Source organism: Labrys sp. LIt4 (assembly GCF_017813775.1).
GTDB classification, from domain to species: domain Bacteria; phylum Pseudomonadota; class Alphaproteobacteria; order Rhizobiales; family Labraceae; genus Labrys; species Labrys okinawensis_A.
This window is the reverse complement of record NZ_JAGIPY010000009.1, coordinates 210,057-232,791: the sequence shown is the minus strand read 5'-3', so window position 1 is coordinate 232,791 and position 22,735 is coordinate 210,057. Positions and strand designations below refer to the sequence as shown.

21 protein-coding genes are annotated in these 22,735 nt (G+C 65.2%); 16 read left to right on the top strand and 5 right to left on the bottom strand.

The annotated features are described in order from the left end of the window. Positions 1–15 precede the first annotated feature (15 nt). Entirely contained in the window at positions 16–192 is a 177-nt protein-coding gene (locus J8I29_RS18455; RefSeq protein ID WP_181160973.1) for a hypothetical protein, read from the bottom strand. A 211-nt stretch (positions 193–403) separates the two neighbouring features. On the opposite strand from J8I29_RS18455, the gene J8I29_RS18450 reads away from it, so the two are divergent. The 3 genes from J8I29_RS18450 to J8I29_RS18440 all read left to right on the top strand — a co-directional run bounded on the left by J8I29_RS18450 (position 404) and on the right by J8I29_RS18440 (position 9,256). Next, entirely contained in the window at positions 404–1,273 is an 870-nt protein-coding gene (locus J8I29_RS18450) for a MurR/RpiR family transcriptional regulator (protein WP_245197118.1), read from the top strand. Between the two features lie 83 nt (positions 1,274–1,356). After that, positions 1,357–8,964 (top strand): SH3 domain-containing protein, encoded by a 7,608-nt coding sequence (locus J8I29_RS18445; protein WP_209432773.1) that lies wholly within the window; start codon positions 1,357–1,359, stop codon positions 8,962–8,964. Positions 8,965–9,088: 124 nt separating this feature from the next. Continuing rightward, on the top strand, positions 9,089–9,256 hold the full coding sequence (locus J8I29_RS18440) for a hypothetical protein (RefSeq protein ID WP_181160972.1): 168 nt from the start codon (positions 9,089–9,091) through the stop codon (positions 9,254–9,256). A 312-nt stretch (positions 9,257–9,568) separates the two neighbouring features. On the opposite strand, the gene J8I29_RS18435 is transcribed toward J8I29_RS18440, so the two are convergent. Then, positions 9,569–10,306: a L,D-transpeptidase gene (locus tag J8I29_RS18435; RefSeq protein ID WP_245197117.1), complete on the bottom strand. Its 738-nt coding sequence runs from the start codon at positions 10,304–10,306 to the stop codon at positions 9,569–9,571. A 225-nt stretch (positions 10,307–10,531) separates the two neighbouring features. Here J8I29_RS18435 and J8I29_RS18430 point away from each other — a divergent pair, with 225 nt between their 5' ends. The 13 genes from J8I29_RS18430 (at position 10,532) to J8I29_RS18370 (ending at position 19,640) form a co-directional block, all read left to right on the top strand. Then, positions 10,532–11,206 carry a type III secretion protein gene (locus J8I29_RS18430; protein WP_245197116.1) on the top strand — a complete coding sequence of 225 codons (675 nt, stop codon included), beginning with the start codon at positions 10,532–10,534 and terminating at the stop codon, positions 11,204–11,206. Next, positions 11,203–11,385: a hypothetical protein gene (locus tag J8I29_RS18425; RefSeq protein ID WP_105860326.1), complete on the top strand. Its 183-nt coding sequence runs from the start codon at positions 11,203–11,205 to the stop codon at positions 11,383–11,385. Before J8I29_RS18430 ends, J8I29_RS18425 begins: the two co-directional genes overlap by 4 nt. A gap of 50 nt (positions 11,386–11,435) precedes the next feature. Beyond that, positions 11,436–11,870: a hypothetical protein gene (locus J8I29_RS18420; RefSeq protein WP_209432772.1), complete on the top strand. Its 435-nt coding sequence runs from the start codon at positions 11,436–11,438 to the stop codon at positions 11,868–11,870. A 32-nt stretch (positions 11,871–11,902) separates the two neighbouring features. Further along, positions 11,903–12,718 (top strand): type III secretion inner membrane ring lipoprotein SctJ, encoded by an 816-nt coding sequence (sctJ, locus tag J8I29_RS18415; RefSeq protein WP_105860324.1) that lies wholly within the window; start codon positions 11,903–11,905, stop codon positions 12,716–12,718. Continuing rightward, the gene (locus J8I29_RS18410) at positions 12,715–13,329 is read left to right on the top strand and encodes a hypothetical protein (RefSeq protein ID WP_209432771.1); all 615 of its coding nucleotides are present in this window, start codon (positions 12,715–12,717) and stop codon (positions 13,327–13,329) included. Before sctJ ends, J8I29_RS18410 begins: the two co-directional genes overlap by 4 nt. A gap of 4 nt (positions 13,330–13,333) precedes the next feature. Continuing rightward, positions 13,334–13,957, top strand: a complete 624-nt coding sequence (gene sctL, locus J8I29_RS18405) for a type III secretion system stator protein SctL (protein ID WP_209432770.1) — start codon at positions 13,334–13,336, stop codon at positions 13,955–13,957. Beyond that, positions 13,954–15,306, top strand: coding sequence for a FliI/YscN family ATPase (locus J8I29_RS18400; protein ID WP_209432769.1), 1,353 nt, complete (start codon positions 13,954–13,956; stop codon positions 15,304–15,306). Before sctL ends, J8I29_RS18400 begins: the two co-directional genes overlap by 4 nt. Next, a complete protein-coding gene (locus tag J8I29_RS18395; protein WP_280870779.1) occupies positions 15,299–15,799 on the top strand; it encodes a YscO family type III secretion system apparatus protein in 501 nt (166 codons plus the stop codon). The genes J8I29_RS18400 and J8I29_RS18395 overlap by 8 nt, the downstream gene beginning before the upstream one ends. A gap of 7 nt (positions 15,800–15,806) precedes the next feature. Further along, on the top strand, positions 15,807–16,883 hold the full coding sequence (sctQ, locus tag J8I29_RS18390) for a type III secretion system cytoplasmic ring protein SctQ (protein ID WP_209432767.1): 1,077 nt from the start codon (positions 15,807–15,809) through the stop codon (positions 16,881–16,883). Further along, positions 16,876–17,529 carry a type III secretion system export apparatus subunit SctR gene (sctR, locus tag J8I29_RS18385; RefSeq protein WP_105860318.1) on the top strand — a complete coding sequence of 218 codons (654 nt, stop codon included), beginning with the start codon at positions 16,876–16,878 and terminating at the stop codon, positions 17,527–17,529. The genes sctQ and sctR overlap by 8 nt, the downstream gene beginning before the upstream one ends. Positions 17,530–17,553: 24 nt before the next feature. Then, a complete protein-coding gene (locus J8I29_RS18380; protein ID WP_209432766.1) occupies positions 17,554–17,826 on the top strand; it encodes a flagellar biosynthetic protein FliQ in 273 nt (90 codons plus the stop codon). Continuing rightward, entirely contained in the window at positions 17,826–18,632 is an 807-nt protein-coding gene (gene sctT / locus J8I29_RS18375; RefSeq protein ID WP_105860316.1) for a type III secretion system export apparatus subunit SctT, read from the top strand. Before J8I29_RS18380 ends, sctT begins: the two co-directional genes overlap by 1 nt. 222 nt (positions 18,633–18,854) lie before the next feature. Continuing rightward, positions 18,855–19,640, top strand: coding sequence for a putative hydro-lyase (locus J8I29_RS18370; protein ID WP_245197115.1), 786 nt, complete (start codon positions 18,855–18,857; stop codon positions 19,638–19,640). 79 nt (positions 19,641–19,719) lie between these two features. On the opposite strand, the gene J8I29_RS18365 is transcribed toward J8I29_RS18370, so the two are convergent. The 3 genes from J8I29_RS18365 to J8I29_RS18355 form a co-directional block, all read right to left on the bottom strand. Next, positions 19,720–20,790, bottom strand: a complete 1,071-nt coding sequence (locus tag J8I29_RS18365) for an LLM class flavin-dependent oxidoreductase (protein ID WP_209432764.1) — start codon at positions 20,788–20,790, stop codon at positions 19,720–19,722. A gap of 156 nt (positions 20,791–20,946) precedes the next feature. Then, a complete protein-coding gene (locus J8I29_RS18360) occupies positions 20,947–21,831 on the bottom strand; it encodes an ABC transporter permease (RefSeq protein WP_209432763.1) in 885 nt (294 codons plus the stop codon). Next, positions 21,828–22,709, bottom strand: coding sequence for an ABC transporter ATP-binding protein (locus J8I29_RS18355; protein WP_209432762.1), 882 nt, complete (start codon positions 22,707–22,709; stop codon positions 21,828–21,830). The genes J8I29_RS18360 and J8I29_RS18355 overlap by 4 nt, the downstream gene beginning before the upstream one ends. Positions 22,710–22,735: the final 26 nt, after the last annotated feature.

The window sequence follows — 22,735 nt, the reverse complement described above, 5'->3', positions numbered from 1 at the left end:
GGCGGCGCTCGTCACTCAGGTCTTGCTGCCGCGGGTGATGTTGTCGGCGGCCTTGTTTTTCACGCCGATTTCAGTCGTCGCCACCTGAAGCTTCAGGTTCAGCAAGAACATCTTTTCCATTTTCGCGATCGCATCGTCGACAGCCCCGCTGGGGCTGCTGGATGCGTTTGGATTTAGGGAAGACACGGACATCGTTCACTCCTTGAATCGCGCTTCGAACGGCGAGATCACAAGACCGCGAAGGGCATCGCTCGGATCGCCGTCATTGGCATGCTAGTGAATCTCGGAATGAAAGTCCATTTGGAATGCGTGCTATTAATAAGTTCCAATTGTTGCATTGGCGAAGGCCATGTCATACTCTCGTCATCAACAGATTTGGGTCGCCGCTATGAGAGAAGGTCCGTTGACGCAGCTCCTGGTGGAGCGGTTCGAGACCATGCCGTCGCAACTGAAGCTGGCGGCCCGGTTCGTGCTGGACCACCCCCAGGAAGTCGCGCTGATATCGATGCGCGAGCAGGCGCAACGGGCCGGCGTTTCGCATTCCACCATGATGCGCCTGGCGCGCTGGCTGGGTCTGGAAGCCTATGAGGACATGCGCGCCCTCTATGCGCAGGCCCTGCGCGAACCGGGCGCCAAATCCGCTGCCAAGCCGGCCGAGGCGGTAGAGACACCGAGCGTTGCGGAGGACGGTCAAGGCTATTCGACGGTCAGCGCAACCACCGACATGCTCGCCGCACAGGTCGCCCGCCTTGGCGAATATACCAGCGCCATGCAGCATGTCGCCGTCGCCGACATCCTGATCGGCGCGCGGCGCGTCTATTGCCTGGGGCTGCGTTCGGAACAGGTCGTCGCCACTCACTTTTCCCGTCTGTTCTCTCTGTTCGACGATCGCGGCACCCTGCTCGACGCTGCCGCCAAGGGCGAGGTCGACGCCCTTCGCCATGCCGGTCCCGGGGACGTCATGCTGGTGGTCGGCATGGCGCCCTATGCCCGCGCCACGGTCGAGGTGGCACGCCGTGCCGCCAAGCGCGGCGTGACCATCGTGGCGATCACCGACAGCCGGGTGTCGCCGCTGGCGCGCCTGGCACGCGCCAGCGTCATCGTCACGGTCGAATCCCATTCCTTCTTCAGGAGCGTGACGCCGGCCCTCGCGGCGGCGGAGATCCTGATCGCCCTCATTGCTCAACGGTCCGGCGTCGACGTCAAGGAAGCGATGCGCGCCGTGGAGCAGCACCTCAGCGAATACGATGTCTACTGGACGCCCTCACGATGAGGCTGTCGCCATCACTTTGAGACCCGGCTCCGGCGTTCCGGTGGAGGTGCGCAGGAATCGGATTGGTTTTGGAGAGTCAACGCATGGTCGTTCGTCCCATCTTTCTGCCACCACCGCCTCCGCCGAAGATCACCCCCAAGAACGACATCGATCGAATCGCAGAACTTCGGGCCCAGGCGCAGAAGCTGCGCGAGCAGATCCGACTCGCGCAGAAGATGGGGGAGGCCGAAGAGGCCTCCAAGCTGCAAAAGGAACTCAAGCAGACCAACACGGAATTGACGAAGCTCGAGCCGCCGACGACGGCAGCGAGCCCGGCCGTCACGCCGCTGTCCCTGGCTAGCAACACGCCCCTGATCAAGACGTCCGGCACGCCGACTGCAACCCCGGCCCTGTTCCTCACGACCCAGAGCAGCACGCCCGCGGTCATACCGGTCGACAACCCGGCTCCCGCCGATACGCCGAAACCGGGGGCCGATGCCGGCGCCATCGTCAAGGACGTGCAGACGGGCAAGAGCATCGACCGGATTGCAACCGAACGCGGGCTGACGCGCGACCAGGTACTCAATGAGCTCAAGGCCGGCGGTCTCGACATCAAGACGACCGACCCGAAGAGCGACAATGGCGACGTTCGCACGACACAGATCCGCGATCCCAGGACCGGCCAGACCGTCACCGAATATTACGATTTTCAGCACGGCAGCTATTACACCCAGGTGAAGGACGCCAAGGGCAAGGAAACCGACACGCCGGTGCGCGACGAATCCGGCCAGAAGATCACCACGACATATGACCCGAAGACAGGGGCGACGACGACCCGCCGCGAGGACGATCTGGGAACCGGAACCATCACCCAGACGACACGGCTCTCCAATGGCGTGACGACGGTGAAGACGACCGGTGCGGATGGCAAGTCCACCACGGTGGTGACCGATGCCAAGGGGCAGACGACCACGCTCGCCGCCGGCCAGGATCCGACCCGCAAGGGAGCGGAAGGCATCGAGAAGGATGTCACGGCCGGCAAGAGCATCGACCAGATCGCCGCCGAGCGCGGACTGACCAGGGAGCAGGTAACCGCCCAGTTGGCGGCCGCCGGCCTTGAGGTCAAGACGAGCCAGCCCACCAGCGACAATGGCGACGTGCAGTCCACCGAGATCGTCGATCAGAGGACCGGCAAGACCGTCACCGGCTATTACCAGGACTACCAGCACGGTTCCCACACGGTGCGTACGACCGACGACAAGGGCAATGCGGTCACCACCAGCACGCAAGCCAACGGCACCGAGACCAAGAGCGTGGTCGAGGTCAACGGCCGCACCACGCGCACCGTAAAGCAGGGCAAGGACACCACCGTCTCCGTGACCTTCAACGGCTATACGCTGACCACCAAGCCGGACGGCAGCATGACGCTGCACAACGACGGCACCGGGCGCGAGGTCAAGGTCAAGCCCGACAGCGCCGAGGCGGCGCTCGCCCAGACTCTCGTCTCCATCGATCCCAAGAGTTCGGATCCGAAGGAAGCCAAGAAGGCGGAGATCGTCAAGACCACGCTCGACGGCATCTTCGCCGGCGAGGAGCTGCCGGGCCTGCAAAAGGCCGTCGACGACCTGCACCAGAAAACCCAGGATGCCATCGGAAAATATGGCGAGGGCCAGCCGGGAACCAATCCGACGGCGGAAAACCCCTACGGCACCCCGCCCCCCGGCAAGGCCCCGTCGGGTGGCGCTTGGGTGCCGATGAACGGCAAATGGGTCGATCCGGTGGTCGCCAAGGCGATGGCCGCCGAAAACGTCGCTATCGGGCAGCGCGCAGAGGCAAGCGCCAAGGTCAACCAGTCGCAGGCGCAACTGAACGTCTACGCGCTCGATCCCGCCTATAAGGGCGCGATGGCCGACGCCAAGGCTCTGCTCGACGACAAGCTGGCTCCCTTCGGCCTGCAATGGAACGCGCCGACGCCGGAAGGCTCGCTCGCCGACGCCCGGAAGGCCCTCGACGAGACCAACACCCAGCTCACCAATGCGACGACGGCGCGAGAGAGCTACGAGAAGGCCCAGGGCCTGCTCGACCAGGCGATCACCAAGCAGGCGACATTGCCGCCTCCCCCGCCTCCGCCCGGGCAGGCGACGGTGAGAGCGACCAACGACCATACCAATTACGAACTGAAGGACGCCCAGTCCAAGGCGGCCCACGACGATGTGACCGCCTTGTTCTACCAGGCCGGGCTCTCCGCCAGTCAGGGAGACAAGGCGCTGGCGGATTATCTGGTCGGCGTCCGGCAGCAGGAGGTCAACGCCACCAAGCCCGGCACGCCCGAGCGCACGGCAGCTGAGAAAAATCTCAGCGATGCCAGGACATTGAGCGAGAATGCTGGCAAGCAGATCGATGCAGCCACGGCCTATTCCAACTTCTATTCGGCCACGAGCACGCTATCGGCCCAGGAAGTTCAGGCCACCGATCTCAGGCAGAAGATTCTGGCCCAGTACCAGGCTGCCCATCCCGACATGTTCGATTGGGACGAAGAATATTCCACCGCTGGCGGCGACTATCTGGGCAAGATCAAGGAACAGAACGTCATCGAGGATCCCAAGGATCGTCAGCTCTACCTGGAGACCAAATACGAGCACGACACCAAGCGGGTTCAGCTCACCTTCTCGACCAGCGACAAGAACATCCGCGAGGACCTGCGCAACGGCGAGCTCAACAAGCAGTGGCAGGCGCTTCTCAACAATCCCGCCAATGCCGCTATGTGCTATGCCGACGGCCGGGGTGGCCTCGCGGCGGCCAAGGCGGCGCAGGTCTCCGCAGGCCAGCAGATCCAGGCCATGATGAAGGACCAGCTCGGCCTGGTGCGGGACGGTCTCGACAAGCAGATCACCGGGCTCAAGACCGATCTCGACGGAGCCCTCAAGCAGCATGGTCCGGGCAGCGTCGAAGCGCCGGCAGGCCTGTTGCCGCAGGGTACCCAGCCCGTGGAAGTCACGGTCAATGGCCAGAAGGTAGGGGTAGCCCCCGACATGGCCGGCGACGTGCAGCGCGGTGGTATCGACACCATCGTCAAAGCCGGCAAGCCGGTTCGCATCGAGATCAACGGCCAGTGGCTGTGGGTGCACCCCGACGTCGCTGCGGCCCAGATCCGGCTCGACGCGGCGCAGGATCAGCGCGCCAGCGTCGAGAATGCCCGCCAATCGGCCGAGCGCTCCGAGCAATGGTATTCCTTCCTGCTGACCCAGCCGCTCAAGCTGTTGGACGATGCGGGATCGGCGCCCTACTACGCCCATCTCCAGAGTGTCTATCTCGACGACCATCGCGACCAGGCGATGTCGGTCTACCAGGCTACGTTCCAGAACCTCTACAATTCCGGCTATAATGACCAATACAAGCCGCTCGAGGGTCGCCAGGCCCAGGAAGGGCTGGTCGCTCGCACCCTCGGCCTGGATACCTCCAGCGAAGACGGCCGCACGACCCTCGACAAGGTGGTCGACGAGATCCGCGACATCGGCGGCAACACCGCCTCGGTCAAGGTCGTGCCCCTGTTCTATGTCGACGACAAGGTCGGTGCGCAGCAGGTCTCGCTTTTCGCCGTCCAGAATGGCGACAAGACCTGGTATGTCGATGCCACCGGCCAGAAATTCGAGTCCATCAAGGATTTCCAGGACAACAACCGCCAGTTCCAGGAAAGCGGCAAGCTGATCGTGCCGACCGGCCTCAACATGAAGCCCGGCGCCGACGGCAAGATCGACCTCGAGGTGGTCCAGGCCCGCAATGTCTCGACCTTGGACAGGATCGTCGATCCGATCGTGGGCATCGGCACCGCCCTCGCCACGGCCGTTGCCGTCATTCCCAACCCCTTCTCGCCGCTTGCCGCGGGCGTGGCCTATGCCGGGGGCGCCTATCTCGGCACCCGCGCCGTTATCAAGGAAGTGGACTATCTCAACCACGGCGGCGAACTGGGCGACATGGAATCGATGATGAACATCGGCACGGTGGCCACCACCGTCCTGCCGATGGGATCCAGCGTGCTGCGCACCATCGGCATGGCGAAAACCACGGAATTGTCGGTGACGCAGGCGTTCCGGGCCAGTATCGGCATGACCGGGCAAGGCACCTCCGCCGCGACGACGGCGGACGCCTATATGAGGAGTTCGGGTGGGCTCAACCGAACCGCGCGCGGCCTCGACTGGGCGGCCATCGGCACGGGCGTGCCGTTGACGGCGGTGTCGGCCCACGACCTGGCTGCCTATGGCGACCAGATGAGCGGCCTGGAATTTGCCAGCGCGTTGACCAGCCTCGGCGTCGGCGTGGCCGGCACGGGCCTCGGCGTCAGGGGATTGCGAGCCACCAGGCCGCTCGTCGCGGCCGACGAGGCGGCCGGTGGACCCCACACGACGACAGTGCCTGCATCGGTCAATTCGCGGGCGTTCAGCTCGGAAAACGGCCGCACGCTGAACTACCTCCCCGATGGCACGGTGACGGTCGGGGGACGGCCGGTCGAGGCGAAGGATCTTTCGATCGAACTGTCCAATCGGGGGGCCGCCGATGAGGACACCTTCCTGGTCATCGCCGACGAGACCAATCTGCCCGGCGCGACCCAGCTGATCGCAGACCTGCGCAATGCCGGCTACCGCGACGGTCAGAGCATCACGATCCTCGCCTGCCGCGCCGGCTCCCTGGACCATCAGACGGGCGGTCCCCTTACGCGTTCTCTCGCCGGCGAGGTGGCCGACAGGCTCGGCGTGCGGACGCGCGCCTATGACGGGCCTGTCGAGCTCGCCGGCGCCATCCGGCCTGCTGAGGGCGGCAAGCAGGTGGTCGAACTGCCCGGCCTGCCGCTGACCGATATTTCCGGAGGAGCCACACTCCAGCAGCCCAATCATGCCGCTCAAGAGGGCTTCTGGTTCAAAGGTGGCAAGAATACTGCGCCTCCTGCCTCCCCGAGCAACGTGCATGTTGCCGGTGATAGCCCCATCGACCCGATCACTCTGGGCAAGAAGACCGGCCCCAATCCTTCGGGGCAATCGCCGAAAAGCACGCCTCCCACGCGCAAGCAGCTGCAGGCCACCGATCCCAAGCAGTTGGACATCACCCAGCTCAACGCCAAGAACGTGCCCTGGCTGAAGCCGGACCAGGTCGCCGCGTTCACGCCCAAGCAATGGGAAGCCTTCAAACAGGCCAGCCTGCAGGGTTCGCTCACGCGCAGTCAATTGCAGGCTATTCCGGAAAACCGGGTGCGAAATCTCGACGCCGGATCCCTGACGAAATCCCAGGTTCGCTCGCTGACCAGGGCCCAGGTTGCGGCCCTCAATGGCAAGCAATTGCAGGGGCTCCATCAGGCCGGCCTGCAGGAACATCTGACACAAGGCCAGATCGGAGCGATACCCGACAATCGCGTCCAATATCTCGATAGCGCCAGTTTGACAAAAAGACAGATCGGCGGCCTCTCTCAGGCCCAGATCGCGGCGATGACCAACAGCCAATGGAAAGCCTTCAATCAGGCCGGGCTGCTGCCTCATCTGTCGCGGGCGCAAACGCGCTCGATCGCGGAGAACCGCGTTGCGGACCTGAATATCGGGACCATGACGCCAAGCCAGGTCTCCTGGCTGACCTTGAAGCAATGGGAAGCCTTCAAGCGATCCGGCCTGCAGGGGCAACTGACGCAGGCCCAGATCGGCGCGATCCCGGCCAACCGGGTCAAATATCTCGACATTGCCAGTCTGGACGCCAACCAGGCCGGATGGCTGAAGCCCGATCAGCTTTCGGCACTGACCAAGTCGCAGATCAGAGCCTTTTCCGGCGAACAGCTGCGGGCTTTGCCCAATGCATCCGTCGCTGACATGGCAGCCAGCCTGACGCGCCAGCAGATTCCCGAATTGACGCTGGCACAGATGGAGGCGGTTGGCGACGCCCAGAAGCAGGCGATGAGCGAGGAAGGGCGCACGCTCCTCAATGAACTCATCGAGGTCCGCAACCTGTCTCCGGATGACATGGCCCGCCTCTCGCCGGGCGGAATCATCGATCTCACGCCCGACCAGTTGCGGGATCTGACGCCCGACCAGCTGCGCGCCATCGCGCCCAAACGCATCAAATATCTCGATCTGGCCGAGCTCACCCCCTCGCAACTGAGTGAGTTGACACCGGAGCAGGTGAGGAAACTCAGGCCGAGCCAGCTGGCTGGCCTGAAGGACGATCAATTGCAGGCCCTCACGCCGGCTCAGGTCGATGTGCTCAAACCATTCCAGACCGCCCTGCTGAAGGCCGACCAGCGCTCGGCCCTCAACGGCTACACGCCCGCCTCGGCGCCGGTGCGGGCGCTTGCGAAGATGCGCGCGATGGGCGTCGACGATCTCGCCCTGACCACGACCGCCACGGCCACCTTCGCCGCCGTCTGGCCGGCCCTGCCGCCGCATATCCAAGTGTACATGCGAGCCGGCGGTCTCGCCTGGCGCGGTCTGACCATGAGCGCTGCTGCGGCCCTGCCGGGCAAATGGACGGCGCTCCACACGCCGCTGGGCCGCATCATGAAGATCGGCGATGCGCTGAGCTATCTGCCGACCCAGGCGGCCGGCATCCCCACCTCGGTCACTCTGGGTGGTGCCGGCGGAGCCCTGTTCGAAGGAAGCAATGCCTTCTATTTCGCCAAGGCGGTGCGCGAGGCCCGTACGGGCCGGCCGGCCATGCCGATGGCCGACAAATGGAACCTGCCTTCCTATGCGATCGGAAGCGGCCTCTCACTGGGCGATTCCATTCCCAAGGACGGCTCGAACCTCTCGAGCCTGCCCGGCGTGCCGGATTTCGTGTCGAAAGGCTTCGACTTCGTGCCGGGTAGCGCCGATACGGTCGACAATGCCGCCTTCCTCTTCGGCTCGGCCTATCTGTGGGCGCGAGGCGCCCGGACGGGACTGGGACGCGGGAAATGGGAGCCCAAAATGTCGGGCTTCGATCGTGTCGTCTTCGGTGTCACCTTCGGCGGCGGCATGATCCTGTTCAGCGGCATCGTGGTCGCGAACTGGCTCGATCAGCAGAGCAAGGCCAATGCTCCCGGGATGCAGCCCCCGGGCAACAACAATCCCACGCCAACGCCGACAACACCGACGCCGACGACGACAGTTCCAACCCCGACGCCGTCAAAGACGGCGCCGACACCGACGGCCTCCCCCTCGGCCACGAGCTCCTCGACCCCCTCGCCCTCGCCGACCACCACCAAGACGAGCCCGAACAAGCCCCGGCCCAAAGAACCCGGCAACCCCGAGGCGACGCCGGCCCAGTTCGTCGTCTCGGCTGATGACGGCCTCAATCTGAGGCGAGAACCGGCAGGCGATTCGAATGTCGTCACAGTGATCGAGCCCGGCTCCCTGATTAAGGAAACGGGCGTTTCCAAATCCGATGGATCCGGCAAGACCTGGATTCCCGTCAGCGCCCGTGGAGCGGACGGGAGCGAGCAACAAGGCTGGGTCGAGGCCAGCTTCGTGCAGGCGCATCCGACCGGCGCGCAGGATGGCCAGGGACGCCTCAATCCCGAACTCGAACGCCAGGGCTACCAGCCGATCATCGCCCGCGATGGCGACACGATGGGCGGCATCGCACGCAGCCATTCTGCCGATGTCCGGGAAACGGTGCTGCTGAACATGGGCCACATCGCTATCCCCGACATCATCTTTGCCGGGGATCGCATCTATCTGCCCGGTGGGACGGCATGATCTGAGCTCGGAAGCGCCCGCCTCCCGCGCAAGCCCGTTCCGCCTTGATTCAGGTCAATGCGGGACGCCCGCGACAGAGCCAATCTGCGCTCCCATAGCTTCGATGTGAGCGGTGGGGGTGCCGATGAGCCTGATTATCCGACTGTTGCTGTTCGTGGCGGCGCCCGTCGCCGCCCTTTTCGTGGCCAGGGATTCCCTGAATTTCCAGATCGCCCAGGTGTTCTTCGCCATGATGATCTTCATCGCCATTGGCGTCGTCGCCGCATTCTGGGCCGGAGGCAAAAAGACCTGATTCTTCCGGTCGAGATCCGCGGAAGAACTGCCAAACCTGGCGTCGAAACAACGAGTTAGGACAAGTCATCCCAGGAGAAGGCAGCCCTCTGATTGAATACCCCGCGGCCCATGGACCGTTCCGGCCGGAGACCGACGGGCCACCCGGAACGGTTGCGGCAGGCCTTCGCCGACAATTTCTGCAGGAATTCTTCAGTATTTTTATACCTCCAGCAGATCGGCATGCGATGGGCCCGGCTCACGCCGGAATCGCGACGGCAGACCGCCTCGGAGAATGACATCGAAGCGGCGCCCCACACCCAAACGCGCAGCCCTATCGCACGACGACCTCGGCTCCGATCGAAGCGCGCTGATAGAGATCGATCACATCCTCGTTCGTCATGCGGATGCAGCCTGAAGAATTGGCCGTGCCGACGGTCCAGGGCGCATTGGTGCCGTGGATGCGATAGAGCGTGTTCCCGATATAGAGCGCGCGTGCGCCGAGGGGGTTGTTTGGGCCGCCAGCCAGCCTTACCGGCAGATAATGCCCCTGTGCGGCCTCTCTTTCCCGCATTTCAGCGGGCGGGCGCCAATCGGGCCACTCCTTCTTGTCGAGGATGCGATCCCGGCCCGACCAGGCAAAGCCCTCGCGCCCCACGCCGATGACATATTTGAGCGCCCTGCCCTCGCCGAGCACGTAGTAGAGCCGGCGCTCGCGGGTATCGACGACGATCGATCCCTTGGGATGGGGTTCGGCGAATGCCACGATCTGGCGGGCGATCGGCGGCGCACGCCTTGTTGCGGGCAGGCGGGCCGGGCCCGTGGCAGGCTCGTCGACGACGTCCCCCTGCGGATTGCCCGAAGGCGCGATGACGATGTCCTGCTCGCCGTCATAGGTCCAGGTCCGTGGATCGTAGCCATCCGCCTGGGCCGCGGCGATACCCGTCATCGACACTGAGACCATGCCGACGATGCCGGCCGCCATCCCGGCTCTGCGCAGGAGCGAATGCAGGATCACGCGCTTGCCCCGCAGCGAGCGACACGCATGAAGACGTCCTGCATCAACCGCCATTCCCGGTGCTCCCCCTGTTCGCAGCCTCGTTTGAAAACTGTAACAAGATACCTCCAAGGCCGATGCGAATCTGAAGCATTTGGCACTTGCTCATGGCTCTATAATCCAATTGGACTTTCATTTCAGCGACGATCACGATAATGTGCTGCACGATTTGGCAGGCAAATCACGCCGCCCGGGACTCAACGCTCGAAGAGCGAATGCGTCGTTGCACAGGTAAGGGGCATGGAATTTGAGACCAGCAGGGTGGCCATGGGGACGCATCGACGGTCTCCCGCCATTCTCGGCTTCGCAATCGGATTTTGCCTGGGCATGGCGGCATTGCCCGTGCGCGCAGCGGAGCCCGACTGGCCCGCCGGCCCGTACAAATACATCACCATCGACCAGTCGGTACGCGACGCCTTGACCGAATTCGGCCGAAACATCCACGTTCCGGTCAAGCTCAGCGATGGGGTGAAGGGCCGATTGAGTGCCGGCATGCCGATGGGAACGGCGCGCGAGTTCCTGCAATGGGTCTGCGACCGCTATGGCCTGGTCTGGTATTATGATGGCGCCAGCCTGGCCGTGGCCACCGAAGCCGAAATGCGCACCGACATGTTCAAGGTCGACGCGGCCACCCTGCCCGGCATTCCCGGCCGGCTGCGCGAACTCGGCATCGCCGACGCACGCTACCCCATCAAGATCGCCCAGAACGAGCGGGTCGTCTCGGTTTCCGGCCCGCCCGCCTATATCGACGCCGTGCGCAAGGCGCTCGGCGTGTTGACCGGGCCGTCCGGCCCGGCACGGGCGCGTGAAGTCGACGGTTCGGCTGAAAATGTCGTGCCGGTTCGTGTTTTCCGAGGCCGGCGCGCCGAGGTCGAGACCCCGCCCACCGCCAAGCATCCAGGAGAGAGCAAATGAAGATCGAGAGCAACGGAATCAGCCCGACCAGTCAGCCCGATCCGAGCAAGGAAAGCCAGGAAGCGGCCCTGCAGAAGCAGATGGAAGAAACCCTCGCCAATTTCGCGGTGAGCATGGCCCAGCAACAGGGTGACCGGGCCCTGGAAGGCATGCAGCAGGCCCGCAACGAGGAAGGCTGAGCCGGAACCGGGAGGCAGGCACCCAATCGGCGATCGATGAGGAATGAACAATGCAGCTTGCAGACGCTGCCATAGGTGCGGTTTCGGCGGCACCGACCCAGTTCCAGCCGCCCCAGCCCCAGGCGAATGTCGAGCATCAGCTCTTCGACTATCTCGTGGAGATGGAAAAGAGCGTCGGGAAGGCCGGGCTGCCCAATGATCCCGCCGCTCTCGTCGGCGGTGCGCTGCATTCGCTCGAAGGGGTGGTGCAGCAGGCCCAGTCGGCCTTTGCCAAGAACGGCCCGCAGGCAGGTCTCGCCTCGCCAGCCAGTGAGGGGAGCGGCAATGCCGCAGCTGGCAATGAACGGGCACCGGGACAGCCGAACACGGATCTGACGCTGGATCGCGCCATTTCCTTCATGTGGGCGGCCGCCAATGTCTCCGTCGCCATCAACAGCGTGACGGCCGCGACTGGCTCGGTCAACACGCTGATCAAACAGCAATAGTGCGTGGCGGGGGCTCCGTGAGGCCAGTATCGATGCATCGGTTGCCGGCCTGGCTGCGCCGGCTCGGCACCGTCTTTGCCCTTGTCGGCGTGCTGTTCCTGCAGGCCTGCACGGTGGAACTCTACACAGGGCTCAGCCAGCGCCAGGGCAACGAGGTGGTTGCCGCACTGGTGCGACGGGGCATTCCCGCCCAGCGCCAGATCGACAAGGAGGGCACGGTGACCGTTCTCGTCGACAAGGCCCGCTTCGCCGAAGCCATGGCCGTGCTCGATGCGATCGGCCTGCCCAAGGAGAAATTCGCGACCCTCGGCCAGGTGTTCAAGCGTGACGGGCTCGTCTCCTCCCCGGTGGAGGAACGCGCGGCGATGATCTACGGCCTCAGCCAGGAGCTTTCGCAAACCATCTCCGACATTGACGGCGTCCTGTCCGCGCGCGTGCATCTGGTACTGCCGGAGAACGATCCGCTCAAGCAGCAGCTGGTGCCGTCCTCGGCATCGGTCTTCATCCGTCATCGCACCTCGGTCGACATGAAGGAACTGGTGCCGCAGGTGAAGATGCTGGTCGCCAACGGCGTGGCCGGGCTGACCTATGACAATGTCTCCGTCATTCTCGTGCCGGTCGCGGCACCGGTCGAGCCGGCGACGACGAGCGAGCCTGGCCTCACGAATTTCCTGGGCATCTGGCTGCATCCCGACGACCTCGCGCGTGCCATGTGGATCGTCTATGGGCTCGCCGCCATGGTCGTGCTTCTGGCCGGGCGCCTGGCCTATCTTCACTGGCGGCGGCGACGCGACGTCTACGCCCTCGACGGATCACCCCCTCTTCGCCCCGTGAAGAGGGCGCCATGACCGGCAAAATCGATGCCGCCGAGGCTTGGCGGTCCTTTGTGCACAAGCCGGCCCTTCATACGATTGCCTCCCGCCTGGCTCCGTGTTTCGGCGGCACCCTAGGTGACGAGGCCTGCGCGCATATGCTCACCGCGGAGCGGCTGGAGCCCAGGCTTTCGCGCCTGATCGGCGAGCATTACGGCTTTTCCGCTGGTGAGGCGCAGGTCGACGAAGAGGACCGGGCGATCGCACTCTGCGATGCCGAGCGGCTGGCCGATCTCGCGCTGAAAGCCGGCGCGATCTATTGGGCGGCATCGTTTGCCGGCGTGATCCGCCGCGAGACGACGGCGGCGCTGCATGCCCGACTCGGCGAAGCGCTGTGCGAATACGCGGTGCTCAACCGCGACCTCGCCGGCCCGGAACAGGTCCTCGAGCCGATCGCCGATCTCGCGGAGCGGGTTGCGGCCGATGGCTGGCGCTGCCTCGGCGCCTGGTGCGACGCCATGCCGGCAGGTGTCGGTGTGCGGGTCCGCCTCAAGCTGCCGCCCAGTCCCGACCTCGACGGCACGGCACCCGCGCCTTTTGCACAATTGGGCCCGCCGATCGTGCGGCGGGCCGCTGGCTCGAGGTAGGGGAATGGCAGGGCAGGACACAGGGCCCCTGGCCGATCGACCCAAGCGCCCGACCGGGCGCATCCTGCGCGCGGCGGAGGCAAAGGCCTGGCAGGACGGCTATGGCTTTCTGGAAGCCGCGCGGCAGGACGCCGAACGCCTGCGCGAGGCCGGCCGCCGGGCCTATGCCGCCGAATATGCGCAGGGCTATGAGGACGGGATTGCCGAAGGCAAGCGGGAAGCCGCCCGCCTCGTCGCCGAGACGACGGCCAAGCTCGACCGCTATTTCGAGGGCGTCGAAAGCGAGGTTGGCGAGCTGGTGCTGGAAGTCACCCGGCGCCTGCTGGGCAGCTTCGACCTCGACGAACTCGTCGCCAAGATCGCCCGCCAGGCCGTCACCGAGGTCCGGCAGGCCAAATATCTCAGGCTCACCGTTCATCCCGACGCGCAAGACAGGGTTCGCGCGGAACTGGATACGCTCGCACGCGAGCGGCAATTCGGCTTTGCCCTCGAGATCGAGGCCGATCCCACCCTCGCGCGCGATGCCTGTATCGTGGCGAGCGAAGCCGCCGTGATCGATGCCGGCGTCGGCACCCAGCTCGATGCCATCGCCGCCGCGCTCGGATCGGCGAGAAAGGCAGCGTCATGACCGGCGCCCCCCTCGACATCGATGCGAAGCTCGCCGATATCGTGCCGCGCCTTGGCAAGCGGCTGCGCGAGGAAAATCAGCGGGGCCGCAGCGGGCGGGTGCGCGAAGTCGTCGGCGTCATCATCCATGCCACGGTAGAAGAGGCACGGCTCGGCGAAATCTGCGACCTCGTCGACCCGAAAACGGGCCGCCGCGTCAGAGCGGAGGTCGTCGGCATTGCCGATGGTTCGGCCGTCTTGGTCCCGCTCGACGACCTCGCAGGCCTGTCGAGCCTGACCGAAGTGATTCCCGTGGCCGCCCAGTTGCAGATCGGCGTCGGCCCGGGCCTGCTCGGCCGCGTGGTGAGCGCCCTCGGCGAGCCGCTCGACGGCCGGCCTCTTCACGCCGGCACTCTCGATGACCGGCGCCCCGTGCACGCTTTTCCCCCTTCGCCGCTCTCCCGGGGGATGATCAGCGAGCCGATCCAGCTCGGCATCCGCGCGCTCGACGGCATGCTCACCTGCGCCCGCGGCCAGCGCATCGGCCTGTTCGGCGAGCCGGGTATCGGCAAATCGACCCTGCTCGCCAATATCGTGCGTGGCACCGATGCGGATGTCGCCGTCGTCGCTCTGGTGGGCGAGCGCGGCCGCGAGGTGCGCGAATTCGTCGAGCATGCACTCGGTCCCGAAGGCATGGCGCGCACCGTCATCGTCGCCGCAACCTCGGACAGACCGGCCATCGAGCGCGTCAAGGCCGCCTTTGTCGCTACCACCATCGCCGAATATTTCCGCGATCGGGGCCAGCACGTCCTGCTGGCAATGGACAACATCACCCGTTTCGCCCGGGCCCAGCGCGAAATCGGCCTGGCTTCGGGCGAACCGCCGACACGGCGCGGCTTTCCGCCCTCCCTGTTCGCGGCGTTGCCGCGCCTGCTCGAGCGGGCCGGCCCCGGTCAGACCGGCACCATCACCGGCCTCTACAGCGTGCTGCTCGAAGGCGACGGCACGCTCGACCCGGTGGCCGAGGAACTGCAGGCCCTGCTCGACGGCCACGTCTTCCTGTCGAGCGACCTTGCCCGGCGCGACCATTTCCCGGCGATCGACATCCTGCGCAGCAGAAGCCGCCTGATGAATGCGGTGATCTCGCAGCAGCATCGGGCCGACGCAACGCATATACGCGAGCTGATGTCGCGTCACGCCGAGGTGGAACTGCTGGTGCGCATCGGTGAATACCAGAAGGGCAGCGACGCCGTCGCCGACGAGGCCGTCGCCAAGATCGACAGGATCAACGCTTTCCTGCGCCAGTCCTCCGACCAGCACGAAAGCATGGAGCACACCACCAGGCGCTTGCGGGACATCGTCAATGGCTAGGCAGACGGTGATTTCCCAGCTCCACAGGATCCGCAGCTTGCGCGAGCAGCGCGCCTCGGAAGCGGTTGTCCGCCAGCAACGCCTCGTCCGCGAAGCGCAGGGCCAGACACAATCGGCGGCTGCCGCTCTCGACAGCCGGCTCGAACGGGCCGCGTCCGACGAACGAGCCTCGTTCGCCGGCCTCATGGGCCAGCCGCTCACGGCCCAAAGCCTGCTGGCGCTGCGCGGCCGCTTCGAGATGACCGCAAGCGAAGTGGAGCAGCTGCGGCAGGCAAGCGAAGAGGCAAGGCAGGCTGAAGCCGGGCTGCAGCAAAAGCTGGCTCATGCGCGCGAAGACCATCACGTCCGGCGCAAAGCCGTCGAGAAACTGACCCAACTCGTCGACGAGATGAGATCGCGCGGCAGGCGGCGGCTGGAGACAATCGAGGAAATGATGATCGAGGAGGAAGCAACACTCGCGGCCGCGTCGAAGCCCAAGCCAGGAAGAGTGTGATTTTCGCATGCATCAGAGACTAGCGGCACTTGGAAAAACGCGAGAGCGCCGTGCGGCCGAACCCACGGTCTCGGCGGCACGACTGCGGGCGATCACGCCCGCGGATGCCGCGGCGTTCAACGCCTTCTACCGCCATCGTCCGCCGGTGAAGATCCGCCTTGCCGGCGAGGCGTTCGCGCTGTCCGTCCTGTGGCAGCCGGTGATCGATCAAGGCACGGCCACCGCCATCGACTTCAAGGTCGGGGCAGCAACGGGCCGGCTCTGCCTCACGCATGCATTGTTCGAGGGCTGGCTGGCACGGGCCAATCCCGGCGCCACCGCCGGCCCGCCCGCCCCCGGACATGCCGCCCTCCTGCTGGAATCGTTCCTGCGCGAAGAGATCGCCTGGCTGGAACGCCAGCTGGACGGGACGATCGAGCTGATTGCGGCCACACCGCTCGACCGCGCGGCCGAAATGCCCTTCGCCTTCGTACTCCGCAGTGGCCAGGCCGAAAACATCTGCCTCCTGCAGGCCGACGCCGCGCTGGCCGCCAGGATCGGCCGCCTCCTCGACGACGCATCGGGCAGGCCTGCCGCCCACCGGCTCGAACTGCCGCTGCCCGTCAGCCTCTGGTGGGGCGCGACCAGCCTCTCCCTAGGGGAACTGCGTTCGCTCCAGCCCGGCGATGTCGTCATGACCGATGGCTGGACCCGCGGCGCGCAGACGGTCCTGGTGGTGCTGGCCGAGCGCCGGGCAGCGCTGGCGGAGCCGATCGGACAGAGCGGCAGACTTGTTTCGGCGCCGACGCCGCTCAGCAAAACGAGATGGGGATGGATCATGGAAGAACCACAATCGGCAAACGGGCAACCCGACGATACGGGCCTGGAGGATTTGCCGGTGACGGTCGTCTTCGAACTCGCACGCATGACGATGCCCCTGCGTGAGGTCAGCCGGCTCGCCGCCGGATCCATCGTGCCGCTTCCCGAGCTTTCCGAGCCCGCGGTCGATCTCGTGGCCAATGGCAGGCGCATCGGCCGCGGAGAGATCGTGAAGGTCGGCGACGGCATGGGAGTGCGCATCGTTCGCATCTCCGCCGATGCTTGAGGGTTCGCCCAATCTTCTCGGCCTTCTCGTCGCGGTCGGCCTGGTCGGCATTCTGCCGCTGGCCGTGGTGACCATGACCGGTTTCCTGAAGATTTCCGTCGTCCTCTTCCTCATCCGCAATGCGCTCGGCGTCCAGCAGACACCGCCCAATCTGGTGATCTACGGCATCGCCCTGGTGCTGACGGTCTATGTGACGACGCCCCTGATCGGCGAAATCTCGGGACGCCTGCAGCAGGAAAACATCCAGTTCCAGACCACGCAGGACCTGACGCGCGCGGGCGAACTGGCACGCGAACCGCTCAAGCAGCATCTGCTGCGCTACACCCAGCCCCAGGAACGCCAGTTCTTCCTGGACGGCACCAAGCGGCTATGGCCCGAACAGGCACGCGCCGAGGTCCGGGATGACGACCTGCAGATCCTGGTGCCGGCCTTCGTCGCCTCCGAACTGACGCGGGCCTTCGAGATCGGCTTCCTGCTCTATCTGCCTTTTCTCATCATCGATGTGGTCGTCGCCAATGTGCTGATGACGCTGGGGATGATCATGGTCTCGCCGACGCTGATATCCATTCCGCTGAAACTGCTGCTGTTCGTGGCGATCGACGGGTGGTCGCGCCTGATGCACGGCCTGATCCTCAGCTACAATTGAAGGTTGCACCGCAAGGACCGCCCGATGGCCAATGATTTCATTCTCGCCAAGGTCCAGAGCGCCCTGTGGATGGTGCTGATCCTCTCCGGCCCGGCCATCGTGGCGGCCCTGGTGGTCGGCCTGCTCATCGGCTTCGCACAGGCATTGACCCAGATCCAGGACCAGAGCCTGCCGCAGACCGTCAAGCTGGTGGTGGTGCTCGTGGTCATCCTGCTGGTCGGCCCGCTCCTCGGCTACCAGATCGCCAATGAGGCGTCCAAGGTCATGGACGAGTTTCCTGTCGTGACGCGCCGGTGATGGAAAACCTGTTCGCATCGCTCAAGGGGCTGGAAACCCTGGTACTGGCCGGTGCGCTGGCCACGGCGCGCATCGTCGGCTTGGTCGCGCTGATGCCGCTGTTTTCCCGAACCCGGCTGGCGGGGATCCTGCGCACCGGCGTGGCGCTCGCGCTGGCGCTGCCGGTGATCCCGATGACCGTCGACATTGCCGGGCGCGGCCATGTCGATGCGCCCATGATGCTCATGCTGATGCTGAAGGAAGTGGTGATCGGTGCCCTGCTCGGCTTCGTGCTCGGTATTCCGTTCTGGGCGGCCGAGGCGGCCGGCAACATCGTCGACCTGCAGCGCGGCTCGACCATGGGCACGCTGATCGATCCGATGATGACCCATGAGACGAGCGCCACGGGCACGCTTCTGATGATCGTCATGGTAGGCATCTATCTGGCCGCCGGCGGGCTCCACCACACGTTGAGCGCGCTCTATGACAGCTATGCGCTGTGGGCGATCGACAGCCTTTCGCCGATCTTCAGCCGCGATGCCGGCGCCATTCTTTTGACCCTGCTGACGAGAATCCTGGGCATGGCGTTGACGCTGATGGCGCCGCTGATTGTCAGCCTGCTGCTTTCGGACGTCGTGCTGGCCTTTCTCGCCCGCGCCTCGCCGCATCTCAACATTTTCGCCCTGTCGCTGGTGGTGAAGACCCTCGTCTTCAGCCTGGTCTCAGTGCTCTACGCCGCCTTCCTCGTTCACTACATGACCGGCGACCTCGCCTTCCTGAATCAGGGCGTGAACGACCTCAAGGCGCTTGTCGGTGGAGCGAGGTAGCGATGGTCGCAAAGACAAAAACAGACTGCCCGGTCATATGGAACCTGTGCAAGCGCTCGGGCCGGCAGCCGAACAACAAAGAGCCGTTCCATCCAATGAGAGAACCAAAAAATATAATAATTCTAGATGCTTGCCCAGGATTCCTCCATTCCTGCGGCAAGCTGGGGGCTATAGAGACCAATGGGACGTCCACATATCGCGACAAGGTACGAAGAATTCCGCATGGTCGGCGCGACCAGTCTGCGCGAAGCGATCCGGCTCGGCCATTATCGCGGCCACACCGCCGGCCTGGCGGATGGCAAGCTGCAGGCGGACGTGGTCATCCTGCCGAACGGCCTCGCCGACGACTTCCTCGAATATTGCATGCGCAATCCCAAATCGCTGCCCCTGGTGGGGGTCAACCAGGCCGGAGACCCCAGCCTGCCGACGCTCGGCGACATCGACGTGCGCACCGACCTGCCGCAATATGACGTCTTCCATGCCGGCCCGCGGACCTGGAGCAGAAGCGACATCATCAGCCTGTGGCGCGACGATCTGGTCGCCTTCGCGCTCGGCGGCACCTTCACCTTCGAGCATATGCTCCAGCAGAACCGCATCGAGGTGCGCCATGTCGCCATGAGCCAGAACGTACCCCTCTATCGCTCTTCCATCCGCACCCAGAGCGTGGGCGTGTTCGGTGGCTACATGGTCGTCTCGATGCGGCCGATCCGGAAGGATCTCGTCGACAGGGTCCGGGCCATGACGGCGCGTTTTCCGCATGCCCATGGCTCGCCGGTCCATGTCGGCGATCCCGCCGAGATCGGCATTGATGACGTCGACAACCCCGACTGGGGCGATGCCGTCGAGGTCCATCGCGACGAGATTCCCGTGTTCTGGGCTTCCGGCCTGACGGCGCAAAGCGTGCTGAAATGCTCGACGCCGGAGATGTTCATCACCAACACGCCTGGACATATGCTGATAACCGATCTCGATGCCGATGCCGATGTCGGCCAGTTCAGGCTGTTCTAGAGCGTGCCCAGATTGATCGTTATGCCGATGGAAAAACACGCCAAAACAACGAGCTATGGCAAGTTGTTCGCTGCCGGCATCAATCGTGCAGCAGTGGCAGCAATTGTTTGCCCTGCCGCTTGATCTCGGAGAGATAGGGCGTATCGGAAAGCACGAAATGCATGATGCCGAGCTCACGGTATTTGCGCAGCGAATTGGCGACGTCGGCGGCCGAGCCGACAAGCCAGGTCGTACCGGCTCCGCCTCCGCCGAACCTGCCGGGGGCGGTGTAGAGATTGTCGTCGAGCACGTCGCCACGCGAGGAGAGATCGAGCAACCGGCGCTGGCCCTCGGCGACGGCCTGGCGATGATCATGCCAGCCGGCGCCGTTGGTCCTGGCCATCTCGGCGACCTTCGCCTCTGCGTCGGCCCAGGCCTGTTCCCTGGTGTCACGCACCAGTGTGGTGATCCGCAGGCCAAACTCCAGGGGCGGAAGATCACGGTCGAGCGCCTTGCTCAAGGCCTTGAGGCGTTCGATCCGCTCGCGCACGCCGCCGAGCGGTTCTCCCCAGAAGAGCTGCACATCGGCCTCGGTGGCGGACACGCGTTCCGCCGCCTCGGAGGCACCGCCGAAATAGAGCCTGGGGCGCCGCCGCCCGCCGCGCGGAGGAATGCGCGGCGCCGCGGTGGAGCCGGCAACCCGGAAGTGCTCGCCTTCGAAAGTGACGTTCTCCTCGGTCCACAGCCTGCGCACCAGGCGCATGAATTCCCTGGTGCGGGCATAGCGATGTGCCTGCTCTCCCTCTGCATCGCCATAGGCCGCTAGATTGTCCAGGCCCGACACGACGTTCACGCGCACCCGCCCGCCGCTCAGATGATCGAGCGTGGCCGCGGCGGAGGCGAACTGGGCGGGCTGCCAATAGCCGGGCCGGATGGCGATCAGCGGCTCGAAGGTGGAGGTCCGCACGGTAAGGGCGGTGGCAAGGGTGAAGGTGTCGGGCCGGCCCCAGCCGGTTCCAATCAGCGCCCCCTTCCAGCCGTATTCCTCCAGGGCCCGGGCATGGGCGGTCAGCGTTTCCAGGCTGTTGTGATCTTCGGCTGCCGCGTCGCCGCGATGGCCGGCCCTGACGTCGTTGGGGATGTACCACAGATATTCGCCGGTCCCGCTCATGGCTTCGGCCCGCCATTGCCCGCGGCTGCGAAGCCGTCATGATTGTCGGCGTGCCGCGCATTGCTACTCGACATGATCGGTCTTTCCGTAAGCATTCCTGATGTCCTTGAAGGCGACCCGCCCGCCGAGGACCTGCCTCCGGGACGGTGAGCCGGGTCAGCGCACCTGCCCCCAGCGGCGGATGGTGATCCTTTCCAGTGTCGCGAACACCACATTCTCCATGACGAGGCCGATCAGGATCACCAGAGCGAGGCCGGCGAAGACACGGTCGGTGTAGAGCTCGTTGCGGTTCTGAAAGATGAACCAGCCGAGCCCGCCCTTGCCGGACGAGGCGCCGAACACCAGTTCCGCCGCGATCAGCGTCCGCCACGCAAAGGCCCAGCCGATCTTCAGTCCCGAAAGGATCGCCGGCAATGCGGCGGGCACCAGGATCTGGAAGACGTAACGCACGCCCCGCAGGCCGTAATTGCGGCCCGCCATGCGCAGCGTCTCGGGTACGGCCTGGAAACCGGCGAAGATGTTGAGGGAAAGCGGCCACAACACCGAATGGATCAGCACGAAGATCAGGCTGCCGGCGCCAAGCCCGAACCATAGCAGCGCCAGAGGCAGGAGGGCGATGGCGGGCAGCGGGTTGAACATGGCCGTCAGCGTCGACAACAGGTCGCGGCCCAGTTGGGTCGCAACGGCGAGCGTAGTCAGGGCAAAGGCGAGCACGATGCCGGCCAGATATCCCTGGACCAGCACGAGAAGCGACAGCCTTACACGCTCTGGCAGCTCGCCGCTGGCCATGTCGGCGACGAAGGCTCGCGCGGTCGCGGTGAAGGTCGGCAGCAGCAGGTCATTGTCCTGGTATCGGGCGAGGACCTCCCACAGCAACGCGAGGGCAACGAGTATCAGGCTCTTGCGCAGCCAGCCCTGCCGCCACGCGCGGGTCGCCAATGGCAGCCGGCGTTCCAGCGCCATTTCGACGAAGGGCGGCAGGTCACGCTCGAATTCCGGGCGGACCGGCGGAACGAGCGACCCGTTCACGGCCGTGCTCATGCCCGCACCTCTTCGGTTTCCTCTTCGAACAACAGGCGGTGGATATGCTGGCTTGCGGCCTGGAAGGCCGTCCCGCCGATGCTGGCCAGGTCCCACTCATGGCTGTTGATCTCTGCGCGCACCCGGCCCGGCCTTGGCGAGAGCAGCGCCACGCGATTGCCGACGACGAGGGCTTCCTCGATGGAGTGGGTGACGAACAGGAGGGTGAAGCGCACCTCGTCCCACAGCCGCAGCAGCTCCTCCTGCATCCTGCGCCGCGTCAAGGCATCGAGCGCCGCGAAGGGCTCGTCCATCAAAAGGATCTCCGGCTGCATGGCAAGCGCCCTGGCGATTGCCACCCGCTGCTTCATGCCTCCCGAAAGCTGGTGGGGGAAGACGTCCGCAAAGGCGGCGAGCCCGACCTTGTCGAGATAATGCAGGGCCCGCTCCCGCGCCTGGTGGCGCGGCAGGCGTCCGGAGGCGACCAGCGGGAAGGCCACGTTCTGCAGCACCGTCTTCCAGGGCGGCAGCTGATCGAATTCCTGGAAGACAACGATACGGTCCGGCCCCGGCGCATTTATCGGCCTTCCCCTGAGCACGAAATCCCCTTCGACCGGCTGGATGAACCCTGCCGCCGCCTTCAACAGCGTGGACTTGCCGCAGCCCGAAGGCCCCAGCAGGACGAAGCGATCGCCCTCGTAGACATCGAGATCCACCCTGTGGGTGGCCCGGACGACCCGATGGCGGGTCGCATATTCCAGGGTCACCGAACGCGCCTGCAGCAAAGGGGCCGGCAAGGCCGCTGCAGGATGCAGGGCATGCGGACCGTCATGCGGCCTGGAAAAAGCAGGCCCGGGAAAAGCAGGCTTGGAAAAACCATGCAGGAGGCTGTCCGTCATGCGGTCTACCGATCACCTATCTCGGA